The organism is Enterococcus songbeiensis, from assembly GCF_005405265.1.
Lineage (GTDB): Bacteria > Bacillota > Bacilli > Lactobacillales > Enterococcaceae > Enterococcus_C > Enterococcus_C songbeiensis.
Genome location: NZ_BJDS01000009.1, coordinates 22,866 through 36,667, shown reverse-complemented (window position 1 = coordinate 36,667; position 13,802 = coordinate 22,866). Strand labels below are relative to the sequence as shown.

The 13,802-nt window shown below is 40.4% G+C and carries 12 protein-coding genes; 9 read left to right on the top strand and 3 right to left on the bottom strand.

What is annotated here, in order from left to right:
* Positions 1-29: 29 nt before the first annotated feature.
* From FFM66_RS06110 to pepF, 3 genes are all read left to right on the top strand, one after another.
* The gene (locus FFM66_RS06110; RefSeq protein WP_137605324.1) at positions 30-674 is read left to right on the top strand and encodes an adaptor protein MecA; all 645 of its coding nucleotides are present in this window, start codon (positions 30-32) and stop codon (positions 672-674) included.
* 83 nt (positions 675-757) lie between these two features.
* The gene (locus tag FFM66_RS06105) at positions 758-1,702 is read left to right on the top strand and encodes a competence protein CoiA (RefSeq protein ID WP_137605323.1); all 945 of its coding nucleotides are present in this window, start codon (positions 758-760) and stop codon (positions 1,700-1,702) included.
* 394 nt (positions 1,703-2,096) lie between these two features.
* Positions 2,097-3,911 (top strand): oligoendopeptidase F, encoded by a 1,815-nt coding sequence (gene pepF / locus FFM66_RS06100; protein WP_137605322.1) that lies wholly within the window; start codon positions 2,097-2,099, stop codon positions 3,909-3,911.
* A gap of 50 nt (positions 3,912-3,961) precedes the next feature.
* Here the strand turns inward: pepF and FFM66_RS06095 are convergent, their stop codons facing one another.
* The gene (locus FFM66_RS06095) at positions 3,962-4,606 is read right to left on the bottom strand and encodes a DsbA family protein (protein ID WP_137605321.1); all 645 of its coding nucleotides are present in this window, start codon (positions 4,604-4,606) and stop codon (positions 3,962-3,964) included.
* An 89-nt stretch (positions 4,607-4,695) separates the two neighbouring features.
* Positions 4,696-5,265, bottom strand: a complete 570-nt coding sequence (locus FFM66_RS06090; protein WP_137605320.1) for a CYTH domain-containing protein — start codon at positions 5,263-5,265, stop codon at positions 4,696-4,698.
* Between the two features lie 225 nt (positions 5,266-5,490).
* Between FFM66_RS06090 and yjbM the strand changes: the two genes are divergently transcribed.
* Genes yjbM through mgtE form a run of 4 tightly spaced genes read left to right on the top strand, consistent with a single transcriptional unit; the run spans position 5,491 to position 9,244 of the window.
* Entirely contained in the window at positions 5,491-6,159 is a 669-nt protein-coding gene (yjbM, locus tag FFM66_RS06085; RefSeq protein ID WP_048603957.1) for a GTP diphosphokinase, read from the top strand.
* A gap of 5 nt (positions 6,160-6,164) precedes the next feature.
* On the top strand, positions 6,165-6,965 hold the full coding sequence (locus FFM66_RS06080; RefSeq protein ID WP_137605388.1) for an NAD kinase: 801 nt from the start codon (positions 6,165-6,167) through the stop codon (positions 6,963-6,965).
* A complete protein-coding gene (locus tag FFM66_RS06075) occupies positions 6,962-7,861 on the top strand; it encodes an RluA family pseudouridine synthase (protein WP_137605319.1) in 900 nt (299 codons plus the stop codon). The genes FFM66_RS06080 and FFM66_RS06075 overlap by 4 nt, the downstream gene beginning before the upstream one ends.
* A gap of 15 nt (positions 7,862-7,876) precedes the next feature.
* Entirely contained in the window at positions 7,877-9,244 is a 1,368-nt protein-coding gene (mgtE, locus tag FFM66_RS06070; protein WP_048603960.1) for a magnesium transporter, read from the top strand.
* Between the two features lie 33 nt (positions 9,245-9,277).
* Here mgtE and FFM66_RS06065 read toward each other — a convergent pair whose 3' ends face one another.
* Positions 9,278-10,126 carry an AraC family transcriptional regulator gene (locus tag FFM66_RS06065; protein WP_137605318.1) on the bottom strand — a complete coding sequence of 283 codons (849 nt, stop codon included), beginning with the start codon at positions 10,124-10,126 and terminating at the stop codon, positions 9,278-9,280.
* Between the two features lie 112 nt (positions 10,127-10,238).
* On the opposite strand from FFM66_RS06065, the gene FFM66_RS06060 reads away from it, so the two are divergent.
* Together FFM66_RS06060 and FFM66_RS06055 are read left to right on the top strand one after the other, a co-directional pair.
* Entirely contained in the window at positions 10,239-11,990 is a 1,752-nt protein-coding gene (locus tag FFM66_RS06060; RefSeq protein WP_137605317.1) for an ABC transporter ATP-binding protein, read from the top strand.
* Positions 11,977-13,758 carry an ABC transporter ATP-binding protein gene (locus tag FFM66_RS06055; protein ID WP_137605316.1) on the top strand — a complete coding sequence of 594 codons (1,782 nt, stop codon included), beginning with the start codon at positions 11,977-11,979 and terminating at the stop codon, positions 13,756-13,758. The genes FFM66_RS06060 and FFM66_RS06055 overlap by 14 nt, the downstream gene beginning before the upstream one ends.
* Positions 13,759-13,802: the final 44 nt, after the last annotated feature.

Here is a 13,802-nt window from a genome sequence, read left to right as displayed (position 1 = left end):
TGCGAGTACAAAAGTGAGGTGTAGCTAAGATGGAAATGGAACATATCAATGAAAATACGATTCGTGTGATGATCAAGGGTGAAGATTTAGCTGCTCGAGGAATCACTTTTCTGGACTTGCTGGGCAACCAAAATGAAATTGAAAACTTTTTCTACAGCATTTTAGAAGAGGTCGATATTGATGAAGAATTCAAAGGCAGCGATGCAGTTACTTTTCAAGTTCTTCCGAAGGGTGACGGATTGGAATTATTTATCAGCAAAAATCTTCAACCAGAAGACCTGTCCCAATTTGAAGAAATGGGTAGCGGTTCACCAGAAGAAATCACTGACTTTTTGAAAAAACACGTGGCAGATCAACTGGAAGAAAATACCAAACCAGAGGAAGTCAAACGTCATTTTGTTTTAGAGATGGTGGATTTTGAACAGATGATCCAATTGGCTAATGAGGTCCAATTAGATTGTGCAATCACTGACCTTTATGAAATGAACGATTTCTACTTTTTGGAAATCCAATTTCTTGATGAGTTGATTCTTGACAGCGAGGTCAAAGATAGTTTATCTCACTTATCTGAATTTGCTCGAAAAAGCCATGTGACGCCGGAAGTTTTGGCAGAACATGGGAAACAGTTGATGGAACATGATGCATTAGCATTGACCCGTCATTATTTTCATTAAACCCGAACACTTGCTTCGTTTCAAGCAAGTGTTTTTTTGTGGAAAAAAATCAAACTTGCGTATTTTTTCTTGAGGTGATTTTTATGTTAGTTGCGCGAAATCAAGAAGAATTGATCGCAAGCTTTGATTATCAGAAAAAAATTCAAGATCGTTTGGTTTGCCCAAGTTGTGGAAAACCGGTTCGCTTTAAACAAGGTAGTCGAAAAATTCCCCACTTTGCTCATGTTAAAGCGGATTGCCAATCATTTAGTGAAGGAGAAACTTGGGAACATGTAGAGGGAAAACGCATGATTATGGAAACTTTCCCCATGAAGCAGGCAAAACTCGAAGCTTATCTGCCAAATTTAAAACAGCGTCCGGATGTCTTGTGGGAAAAGCGTGCGATTGAGTTTCAGTGCTCTTCTTTGCCCTTTGTTCGATTTTTGGAACGGACAGAAAATTATCAGCGCCATGGGTATCATCCATGGTGGATTTTGGGGAGCCGTTTTTTTCCCACGACTCAGTTGAGCCAATTTCAAAAAGCTTGTTGCAGACTTTCTCAATCAGGTATTCATTTTTGGTGTCTGGATGTTGCAACCCAACGCCTTCAAAAGGTTTCGCTTTCCTCATGGCATTATCAACAAGGAATTTCATTTGACATCAAAAGCTGGAACCTGAAAAAGAAGTGGCAAATGAGTCGCCAACAAAGGGTAGCTCCTACTGCATGGCAAGCCCGTCACTATCGAGACCATCTTACCCGCAAATTGCAACGTTGCCATAAACCTACTTTGTTACTGCAAGAACAACTTTATTTTCGACATCAATCCTTAAATACACTGCCCGATTGGTGTTATCAGCCGAGCTTGGGGTATTTCTTTTTTGCAGATCGTATGCTGCTGTTACGGATTTTTTTTGAAGCAGGCTTGCCTTTTGAGGAATGGAAAGAAAAAATTCAACAACTTAACTGGGACTGGTCCTTTCCTATGATTTCTCAGGAAATCGTTTTACAAAAGTGCTACCTTGAATGCCAAGTGCTTACGCAAAGATAAAAGAGAAAATTCAGACTTTTTACACATTTTTTTGAAAATAATATGATAAGATAGAATCAGTTGCACAAGGAGTTTAGTTCCTCTTTTATCAAGATGACTAGTGGAATGAGGATAGGGCGAGAGAACGTGACTAAATTTTCTATTAAGAAAATTTAATGCATTAAAAAGAACAAGGATATCAGTTCCTCTTTTATCAAGATGACTAGTGGAATGAGGATAGGGCGAGAGAACGTGACTAAATTTTCTGTTAAGAAAATTTAATACATTAAAAAGAACAGGGATATCAGTTCCTCTTTTGCCAAGATGACTAGTGGAATGATATACGGCGTGAAAATCAGACTAAATTTTCTATTAAGAAAATTTAATACATTAAAAAGAACAAGGAGTGGATAAGATGTCAGAAACAAAACAATTGCCAACAAGAGACGCGTTATCAGAAGAAGTTACATGGGATTTAACCAAAATTTTTGCTGATGATGCGGCCTTCGATTCAGCTTTTACTTCTTTGACAGAAGAATTGAAGCGTTCAGAAAAATATCAAGGAACTTTAGCTGATGGTGCAGCGGCTTTCCTAGCGGCTTTGGAATATGTTCTTGAAGTTTCCCGAAATTTGGAAACCTTATATGTGTATTCACATCTGAAAAATGACCAAGATACAGCTAATACCACCTATCAAGCAATTTATGCTCGTGCCAGCAGTTTATTAGCACAAGCCAGCGAAGCGATTTCCTGGTTTGAACCAGAAGTTTTAAAATTAAGTGATGAAAAAATTTGGCATTACTTTGAAGAAGAACCAAAATTAAGTGACTATCGTCATTATGTGAAGCAAATCGTTGACAACCGTCCTCATGTTTTGCCAGCAGAACAAGAATCATTGTTGGCAGGGGCAAGTGAAGTCTTTGGTGCGTCCAGCAATACGTTTGCTATTTTGAACAACGCCGATTTAGTGTTTCCAACGATCACTGATGAAAAAGGCGAAAAAATCCAACTTTCTCATGGAGTTTACGGTCAATTAATGGAAAATACAGATCGTGAAGTTCGTGCAGCAGCTTTCAAAGGATTGTATAGTGTCTATGAACAATTCCGCAATACGTTTGCTTCTACCTTGAGCGCCCACGTTAAGGGACACAATTTTAAAGCAAAAGTCCGCAACTATGATTCTGCTCGGGCGGCATCTTTAGCGGCTAACCATATCCCAGAAAGTGTGTATGATACATTAGTAAATGTGGTGAATAAACATTTGCCATTGTTGCATCGCTATGTTGCTTTGCGAAAACGATTATTGAAGGTCGACGAATTGCATATGTATGATATGTACACACCAGTTCTAGGGGAAGCACCAATTTCTTATAATTTTGACGATGCAAAGAAAAAAGCACTCGAAGCTTTGCAACCAATGGGAGAAGAATATTTGAAGGTGGTAGAAGAAGCCTTTGCCAGCCGTTGGATCGATGTAGTCGAAAATAAAGGCAAACGCAGCGGCGCTTATTCTTCCGGTGCTTACGATACAGCGCCTTATATCTTATTGAATTGGCATGATACCTTGGACCAATTATTTACGCTGGTTCATGAAATGGGTCATAGTGTCCATAGCTACTTTACTAGAAAAAATCAACCTTACGTTTATGGGGATTATTCCATTTTCTTGGCAGAGATTGCTTCAACCACTAACGAAAATATTTTAACCGAATATTTATTAAAAACCGAAACAGATCCTCGGGTTAAAGCGTATGTATTGAATCACTATTTAGACGGATTCAAGGGAACGATTTTCCGTCAAACACAATTTGCGGAATTTGAGCATTTTATTCATACAGAAGATGCTAAAGGGGTGCCATTGACCAGCGAATATTTAAGTGATTATTATGGTGAATTGAACGCAAAATATTACGGTCCAAGTGTAGAAAAAGATCCGGAAATCAAACTAGAATGGTCTCGAATACCTCACTTTTATTACAATTATTATGTATACCAATATTCAACTGGTTTTTCTGCAGCTTCTGCTTTGGCGAAAAAGATTCTAGATCAAGAGCCTCACGCATTGGAAAACTATTTGACCTATCTGAAATCTGGCAACAGCGATTACCCAATCGAAGTAATGAAAAAAGCAGGGGTAGATATGACTCAAGCCGCATATATCGAAGATGCGATGAAAGTCTTTGAACAACGCTTAAATGAACTTGAAAAAGTAGTAGCTGAACTCGAATAATAGAAAAAGGATAAGGCAGCTGGTCGTTATGATCAGTTGTCTTATCCTTTTTAAACGAGTTTTAAGTGAGCGATTCGCCGCTCATTTTCACGAGTTAAGTAGCCTTCAATATGAAAAATTTGATAATTTTCATCTGTAGTCTGACAAAGTTTTGGCAGATCTTTTAACGCTTCTGCGCCTTCCAACAAAACCCCATAATCTCTTTCACAAGCATAGTTGTAGACGACACAGGAAGGATGTTTGACGATTCCCATTTCATGAGCAATCATTTGATCGGCTTGGAACAGGTCACGTACAAGTTGGGTTGACCGGTCTTCTTGGAACATCGGCAAATCGCCGCCACTTTCTAAAACCAATTCTTCCACTAATTCAGAAGAATAGTTTCTTTTAAGGCAGCCGACTGCATGTTGCAGCTTCATCAGAAAATCTCTGGCACGTTTTCTGCCTTGCAGCTGAATCGTTTTGCAATCCAATGCCGCAGCGTATGTATCTTCAAATAAAGTGTTTCGAGCAAGGATATCATGTTTTTCAATTCCTCGTCGTGTCATGATATCACTAATCGTTGTCATGTTAACGAGTGGCAAGACACGAAATTGGATCTTTTTCTTGCTTTTTTCTATGTATTTCAGCATATCTAATTCTGACTGTAGACAAACTGGCCCCAACGGATTGACAAATAGATAAATCTCGATCAACTGAATCTCCCCCAAATTTAGATCCTACACAGTAATATTCTTATGGTTAACTTAACAGAAAAAATAAAAAAAGAAAAATAAAGCGCTTGTTAGTTGGCAGACAGTGCCCGTAAAATTTTGTTTTGTGCCGGAATGTAGGGAATCTCCAATTTTTTCAATAATTGTTGAAATGCTTCTGCCCCATTTTGGGCATCCACCACTTCCAACTCTAATTCAAAATCATGGTGTTCTCCATACCAGCTTTCATCCAACGCCAAAAGATCTTCAAGGATCCTACCTTCCGCTCTACTGGTTTTTAAGCAGGCCGTTTCCCGTAAATCTTCTGGTGAAAGCCCATGAGCAATCAAGTAATCTGCGACTGTGCCAGTTGTCGGAAGCTGTTGTTTTTTTACATAGTTGTGTGCTTCATCAAGAGACAAACGATCTGTAGTTTCCAATAATCCTTCTGTAAGAGGTGTTTTCAATGTCAGTTCAGCGTGATCCGCTAGCAGACGAATCCGTAAACCCCAATGCATTTTCCGTAAGCGGGCATCTTCGGTGTCGTAATAATGATTTTCCTGTAGATGAAAATCAGACGTTTGAAATTGAAAATACGTTTGTAGTCGGAGAAAATCTTTTTCAGTAATCATTGTTTTGAATTCGATTTCAACTGATTTCATTCTTTTCACTCTTTTCCGTATTTTTATATTTTGTCATAAAATGGCAGGAAACGTCAATGAAAAGAGGTATTTTTGACAAAAATTTGCGCTTTTTTAATAAACGGTGTTTTTTCATTATCTACCGAAAAAATAGAATCATTTTCTGTCAGCGATTGGGTACTAAAGATTTTGCTTCCTTTATGGTAAAATGTAGATTGAATGCTATAAGAAAATCGAGGGATCAATATGGAACGAGATTGGGAAGGCTTTTTAGCTCCTTATGAACAAACAGTTTCAGAATTAAAAGTGAAATTGCGGGGAATCCGTAAACAATTTCGCGAACAGAATCGACATGTACCAATTGAATTTGTAACCGGTCGTGTGAAACCGGTAGACAGCATCATCACAAAAAGTCAGATTCGGCATATCCCGATGGAACGTCTGGAAGAAGAAATGTCCGACATCGCCGGCTTGCGAATTATGTGTCAATTTGTTGAAGATATTCATCAAGTTGTCCAAATTTTGCGAAATCGTAAAGACATGAAAGTCATCATCGAACGGGATTACATCACCAATAAAAAAGCCAGTGGCTATCGTTCGTACCATTTGGTGATTGAGTATCCAGTCCAATTGATCAGCGGAGAGAAGAAAATTTTGGCGGAGATTCAAATTCGGACTTTGGCAATGAATTTTTGGGCGACGATTGAACATTCGTTAAATTATAAATACCAAGGTGCTTTTCCAGAAGAGATGAGTGAACGGTTGAAACGTGCGGCAGAAGCTGCCTATCAATTGGATGAAGAAATGTCCAGTATTCGAGAAGAAATTCAAGAAGCCCAGCGATTATTTTCCCATGGGCGAGGAAAATCCGATGATGTGTATTATCGTGCGTCCATCGATCAGGAGGAGGAATGAGCAGGTTGCGAGTAGCGGTGGTGTATAATCAGCAAAAACAAACGATTGAAGTTGTCCAACGACTGATCGACTTATTAAAAAAAGCAGACATCACGCTTGATGAACATGAACCGGAGTTGGTTCTTTCTGTTGGGGGCGACGGAACGTTGCTGTCGGCTTTTCATCGCTACAACCACCGCTTGAAAGAGGTTAGCTTTTTGGGCATCCATACCGGACATCTGGGTTTTTATACTGATTGGCGGGATTATGAGTTAGAAGAATTAGTGGATAGTTTGAAAAGCAATCGGGGACAGAGTGTCAGTTATCCGCTATTGGATGTTGTGATTCGCTACTCGAATGGAAAACCGGATAAACATTTCTTGGCATTGAATGAATCCACAATCAAACGGGGCAGTCGAACGATGGTCGCTGATGTTTACATCAAAGATGAGTTATTTGAGCGCTTCCGGGGAGATGGTTTGTCGGTGTCGACCCCCACTGGCTCTACTGCCTACAATAAAAGCGTTGGCGGTGCGGTATTGCATCCCAGCATTAATGCAATTCAACTGGCGGAGATTGCTTCGTTAAACAATCGTGTTTTCCGAACATTGGGTTCACCGATTGTGATCGCAGATTCAGAATGGCTGGAAATTAAGCTGCAAGACAGTAATGATTATTTGATTACAGTAGATTCGTTGGACATCCAACAAGATGAGATTGATAGAATCTATTACCGCATTGCAGATGAACGAATTCAGTTTGTATCTTATCGCCATATGCACTTCTGGCATCGGGTCAAGGATGCCTTTATCGGAGAAGACGAATGAAATTTACCTATACATTCCAAAAAGATCAACCGCAAAAAGTAAAATTTTTTTTGAAGGAACAGGGAATTTCAAAAGGATTATTGGCAAAAATAAAATTTCGTGGCGGACAGATTTTCGTCAACGATCAAATAGAAAATGTCTTGTATTCTTTGACGGCAAATGATACGGTAACTATTGTGATTCCTGACGAAGGGGAACATGAAACCATGTTGGTAGACCCGACACCGATTGACATTGTTTTTGAGGATGAACACTTATTGATTGTCAATAAACCAGCCGGAATCTCTTCGATTCCAGCGCAATATCATCCCAATCAAACGATGGCAAATCGTGTCAAAGCCTATTATCAAAAACAGAACTATCCAGATCAGGTGATCCATGTCGTTACTCGTTTGGATCGCGATACATCTGGTTTAATGGTATTTGCAAAACATGGCTTTGCCCATGCAAAATTAGATAATCAATTAAGAGAAAAAAAGTTTTTTAAGAAATACCAGGCGCTTGTCAGTGGCGAGCTGTCGACCTTAAAAGCCCACGATGAAATCATTTTGCCGATTGCACGGGATTATACCTCTCTTTTAAAACGAAAGGTTGACGAAACCGGGCGGTACGCCAAAACAGAATATTGGCTTGAAAAAAGGAATGAATCCATGGCGTTGGTGGACATCCAGCTTCATACAGGGCGGACCCATCAAATTCGTGTCCATTTTGCAGCAATCGGTTGTCCATTATTGGGAGATGAATTGTACGAGAGGCGATTGGATCTTGGGATTATGCGGCAAGCATTGCACTGTTATGAGCTGCATTTTTATCATCCCTTCACAAATGAATTACTAGAATTTTATCAGGAACTGCCGCAGGATATGCAGCAGTTGGCAACGAAATTAAACGACTAAGTGTGGTGAGAGAGATTGGACGAAACAGAAGAACTGGAAGAACGTTTTGAAGAATTGCGACAAGCGCTTCAAGCAAATGAAATTCAAGGATTTCGTGATAATTTTTTGGAGATGCATATCTATGAGCAGGGACAATTCTACCAGTCTCTCGATGAAACGCAACGTCATTTAGTCTATGCTTATTTATCACCTAAAGAATTAGCGGACATGTTTGACGTCATTGAAGAAGATGACGAAAACATGAAGGATTATTTATCGGAAATGCGTCCTCGTTATGCCGCAGACATGTTATCTGAAATGTATACAGATAACGCCGTGGATTTGCTGAATACGCTGGATAAAAAACAAGTCGCCAAGTACTTGAGTTTGATGACTTCCGAAGATGCCAGTGAAATTAAAGAACTGCTTCACTATGAAGATGATACTGCCGGATCAATCATGACAACGGAATTTGTTTCTATCGTTGCCAATCAAACCGTGCGTTCTGCCATGTACGTGTTGAAAAACGAGGCAGATGTTGCTGAAACGATTTACTATATCTATGTTGTCGATCAAGACAATCAGCTGGTGGGCGTTATTTCGTTGAGAGATTTGATTATCAATGAAGATGACACAATGATTTCGGACATTATGAGTGAACGGGTTATTTCGGTATCTGTGGGCGATGACCAAGAAGATGTTGCACAAACGTTTCGGGATTATGACTTTCTTGCGTTACCGGTCACCGATTACGACGACCATTTGTTAGGGATCGTGACAGTTGATGATATTATCGACGTTATCGATGATGAAGCCGCCAGTGACTACTCTGGTTTGGCGGGGGTCAACGTTGAAGAAGTCAGTGAAAATCCAGTTAAGGCAGCCGCCCGTCGGCTCCCTTGGCTGATTACGCTGCTCTTTTTAGGAATGGCGACTGCGACTCTGATCAGTCGCTATGAAGACTTGGTCAGTGAAGCGAGTATTTTAGCAGTCTTTATTTCCTTAATCACCGGTACTGCCGGAAATGCCGGCACACAATCACTGGCTGTGGCGGTTCGCCGCTTAGCGATTAACGATGAAAAGGACAGTTCCTTTTTTCGGACGGTAGTCAGCGAAATTTTAACCGGCTTAGTCACCGGGGCCATCACTGGTTTGACGATTTTCATTATTGTGGGCATCTGGCGGCAAAATTTTATTTTGGGATTTGTAATCGGAATCGCCATGATGTTTGCCATCACCGTTGCCAATTTGGCAGGTAGTTTGATTCCCATGCTGATGGACCGGCTGGGTTTTGATCCGGCGGTTGCCAGCGGACCGTTTATTACGACCCTCAGCGATTTGACCAGCGTATTGATTTATTTTAATATTGCCAGTCTATTTATGAGTTATTTTATTGGCAGTTAATTTTAAAAAAATAAAACGAGGAAATCCAACCTTTCAGTTGGGGATTTCCTCGTTTTTTTCTTGCACCACATTGGATGGAGCAGTACCAAATTGTTTCTTGAAGGATTTGCTGAAATGAAAGGCGTCTTGATAACCAACGGTGGTTGCGACTTCTTTGATGGACAGCTTATCATTTTTCAGCAATTCCTTTGCCCGACTCAGGCGGATTGTAATCAAATAATTGATGGGACTCATGCCGGTGGCTTCTTTAAATATTTTTGATAAATAAGTCGCGCTGATGTACTGGTCTTGGGCGAGCTTTTCTAAAGTAATCTCTTCTTCATAATGATTTTCCAAAAAGTAAATCGTGTAATTGACGATTTGCTGTTGGCGTTTTTCTTTTTTTGAAAGATACGGGGTCAAATTATTATGTTTTTCTTCCAGTCCTCGCAAAATCAGCACCAGCATCTCCATGACCAGCGCTTTTTGCATGACTTGAAATTCATTTTGCTTTTCAGCAATTTCCCGCGTCAGGAGCCACGCTTTTTCCATGACTTGATGCTGGTATTTTCCTAGATCCAATAAGGGACGCTGGTTGGGGAAATGATTGCGGGATAACCCCTCTAAGGAAATATTGCGGATACCGATGTGCAACTGATGGGAACAAGTTCCCTCTGTTTGGCGTTCGGCATGACGATAGCCGGGATTAAAGAGCAGAATATTGCCGGCATGCAAGGTAAGGGGATTCATTTTCTCAAATTGATAATGGGCCTCCCCTTCCAAAACCAAACTGATTTCTAAAAAATCATGGTGATGCATCTTAGAAGCTGCCCCTGGTTCGTTCCAAGGGTCGAAAATATATAAAAGTTCAGGGTTGAAGGTGCGTGCATTAAAATAATCCATTGTTTTCTCCGATTGATAATTCTTACTAAGAACATTTTACATCAAAATGAAGAAGAAAAACCATTTCATAATAAAAATAAATGAGTAATCTTATCATACGAGGAGGGAAAAAATGAATAATGCACAATGGATCTGGCAGTACGCCAAAAAGTATCGCCGCAAAATTATTTTAGCCAGTATTTTTTTATTGATCAACGCGTTACTGATCGTCGTCAATCCTTATTTAGGCGGCATGGTGATTGATGATGTCATCACCCAGAAGAAAACAAATTTATTATTGCCATTATTAGCGTTAATGATTGGTACAACAGTGATTCGAACGATTGTCCGCTATTCCTACCAGTTGATTTGCGAACGGATCGGACAAAATACACTTTTTGAATTAAGAGAAGACATGTACAAAAAACTACAGGAATTGGATTTTGATTTTTTCAACCATACTCGTGTTGGGGATATCATGGCACGGATGACTGGGGATACGGATGCGATTCGGCATTTTGTTTCATGGGTTGTCTATAATATTTTGGAATGTGTTGTATGGTTTGTTTCAGCGATTATTGTGATGGGCTTCATCAATTGGCAGCTCATGCTGGCTTTGGTGGCAATCACCCCGGTCATCTTTATTTTGACCAACCGGATGGCAAAAAAAGCCCAACCGTTGTTTTTTGAGATTCGTGAAAGTTTTTCGCGGTTAAATTCGATGGTGGAAGAAAATATCGGTGGCAATCGAGTAGTTAAAGCTTTTGCTCGGGAAAATTTTGAAATTGAGAAATTTAATCACTTTAATGATGATTTCAAGCAAAGAAACTTAGCCTCCGCTAAAGTTTCTCAAACCTATCTGCCTTGGTTGGATGGAATGGCGGGGAGTCTGGGAGCCATTGCCTTGATTTTAGGTGGCTGGTTCGTTATTCAGGGGAAAATGACGCTAGGGGAATTGGTGGCGTTCAACGGCTATCTATGGATGCTGAACAACCCCATGCGGATGAGCGGCTGGTTGATTAATGATGTTCAGCGTTTTTCAGCAGCCTGTATCAAAATACGGCAAATGTTGAAAACTCAAGCAAAAATTGATGTTCGTTCGGAAGATTTGACAAAACCGATTAAGGGAATCGTAGAATTTAAAGATGTTTCCTTTCATTTTTCGGATGATCCATCTCACAAGGTGCTGGACGATGTTAGCTTTAAAATCGCACCAGGACAAACAATTGGTATTTTAGGAGAGACGGGTTCAGGAAAAACCACGCTAGTAAATTTAGTCGGCCGATTTTATGATCCCACAGAAGGCACCGTTTTGATTGACGGCAAGGATGCCAAAAGTTATCCGGTACGCCAATTACGGGAAAATATTTCGATGGTGATGCAAGACGTGTTTCTTTTTTCCAATACGATTGCAGATAACATTGCCTTTGGGAACCCGTTTGCTGATAGCCAATTCGTACAGCAAATGGCGGTAATCGCTGATGCGGATGCTTTTATTTCCCGTATGCCTCAAGGATATGAAACGATCGTCGGTGAGCGGGGTGTCGGTTTGTCTGGGGGACAAAAGCAGCGGATTTCTTTGGCACGGGCGTTGGCAAAAGATCCAGCAATTTTGATTTTGGATGATACAACTTCTGCGGTGGATATGGAAACAGAATCCAAGATTCAGCAGGAATTGACCAAAATCACCGGTGAAAAAACCACCTTTATCATTGCTCATCGAATTTCTTCCGTCCGAGAGGCCGATTTGATCTTAATGATGGAAAAAGGCCGTGTCGTGGAGCAGGGAACCCACCATGAGCTGGTCAATAAAAAAGGAAAATATTACGAAGTGTACCAAAAACAACTTGGATTAGAAAGCGGTGATCCCCATGGCGCGCAATAAGTTTGATGTCGATGAGGAATTAGAACAGGAATTCAGTTGGCAGGATTTTAAACGGCTGGCTCATTATATTACCCCTTACAAACGCAGTATTACCAAAGTTTTAGTAACGATTTTATTAGCGAATGTTGCCGGAATGCTGGCACCTTTGTTTACAAAAATTGCCATCGACACAACGATTCCGCAAAAACGGGTTACCGAGTTGCTTATGCTTGGCGTTGCCTTTCTTGTGACGTTGGTGATTATCGGGATTTGTATGCGGTATCGGATTTTTAAAATCACGGAGATTGGTCAAGATGTGTTGAAGGATATGCGCTTTGATATTTTTGAACACTTGCAACGGTTGCCGTTTGCTTACTTTGATAATCGTCCTCATGGAAAAATTTTGATTCGGGTGGTCAATTATATCAACACATTAAGCGATTTGTTGAGTAACGGACTGATCAACTTGATTTCGGATGTCTTTAATGTCATCATCACATTGATTTTCATGTTTGCTATCGATGCAAAGCTGACGCTGTATAGTCTGGTACTGTTGCCGTTTTTATTCTTGATGGTGATGTTCATCAAAAATCGGCAGCGTAAAGCCTATCAAATATTGAGCAACAAGCAGTCCAACATGAATGCGTATATCCATGAAAGTATTGCCGGAATCAAAATCACGCAGTCCTTCGCGCGGGAAAAAGAAAATATGGCGATTTTTCAAGAAGTCAGTAATGATTATCGCAGTTCGTGGATGAAGGCAGTCAAAATTCAATTCCTGATGTGGCCGGGCGTTCAAAATATTTCAGTTTTGACTATGTGTTTGATTTATTTTGTTGGTATCCGCAATATAGGTGTCGATGTCAGCACGGGAACGTTGATTGCATTTATCAGTTATATCAATAACTTTTGGAATCCAGTCATTAATATTGGGAATTTCTATAATTCTTTGATTACTGCAACCGCTTATTTGGAACGAATCTTTGAAACGATGGATGAAGTACCGGATATTCAAGATGCACCCACTGCCAAACAATTGCCGCCAATTCATGGAGTGGTAGATTTTGAGCATGTAACCTTCCGCTATGAAGAAGGTAAAAATATTTTATCGGACGTTTCTTTTCACATTGCTGAAGGACAAAGCATTGCTTTGGTGGGGCCAACGGGTGCAGGCAAAACAACGATTATTAATCTGCTTAGCCGTTTTTATGACATCAATGAAGGCAGCGTCAAAATCGACGGCTACGATGTTCGGGAGGTGACCTTGCAGTCGTTGCGCAGTCAGATGGGGGTCATGTTGCAGGATACCTTTATCTTTTCCGGAACGATTTTGGAGAACATTCAATACGGAAAACTGGATGCGACAGAAGAAGAAGTCATCGCGGCGGCAAAAATCGTGCGGGCACACGAATTTATCAAGGAATTAAAAGATGGCTACCAAACCGTTGTAGAAGAACGAGGAAGTACTCTTTCTGCCGGTCAGCGGCAATTGATTTCTTTTGCTCGAGCATTGTTGGCAGATCCTAAAATCTTGATTTTGGATGAAGCGACATCCAGTATCGACACGAAAACAGAAGAACTACTGCAGGCAGGCTTGGCAGAACTGCTGAAAGGTCGAACCTCCTTTATCATTGCCCATCGCTTATCAACGATTAAAAATTCTGACCGGATTTTCTATGTCGCTGGTGGAAGAATTGCCGAGGCAGGAACTCATGACGAGTTGATGGAAGAAAAAGGCTTGTATTACCACTTGTATCAATCCCAATATGATTTATTGCAGGCTATTTAACAGCAAACAGCCCTTGATTGGAAGATTTCCGATCAAGGGCTGTT

Bases quoted from the DNA above. Each gene is read 5' to 3' on its own strand.
- FFM66_RS06110 (WP_137605324.1), top strand. From the start codon at position 30: ATGGAAATGGAACATATCAATGAAAATACGATTCGTGTGATGATCAAG.
- FFM66_RS06060 (WP_137605317.1), top strand. From the start codon at position 10,239: ATGAATAATGCACAATGGATCTGGCAGTACGCCAAAAAGTATCGCCGC.
- FFM66_RS06065 (WP_137605318.1), bottom strand. From the start codon at position 10,126: ATGGATTATTTTAATGCACGCACCTTCAACCCTGAACTTTTATATATT.
- FFM66_RS06090 (WP_137605320.1), bottom strand. From the start codon at position 5,265: ATGAAATCAGTTGAAATCGAATTCAAAACAATGATTACTGAAAAAGAT.
- pepF (WP_137605322.1), top strand. From the start codon at position 2,097: ATGTCAGAAACAAAACAATTGCCAACAAGAGACGCGTTATCAGAAGAA.
- FFM66_RS06055 (WP_137605316.1), top strand. From the start codon at position 11,977: ATGGCGCGCAATAAGTTTGATGTCGATGAGGAATTAGAACAGGAATTC.
- FFM66_RS06105 (WP_137605323.1), top strand. From the start codon at position 758: ATGTTAGTTGCGCGAAATCAAGAAGAATTGATCGCAAGCTTTGATTAT.
- FFM66_RS06075 (WP_137605319.1), top strand. From the start codon at position 6,962: ATGAAATTTACCTATACATTCCAAAAAGATCAACCGCAAAAAGTAAAA.
- yjbM (WP_048603957.1), top strand. From the start codon at position 5,491: ATGGAACGAGATTGGGAAGGCTTTTTAGCTCCTTATGAACAAACAGTT.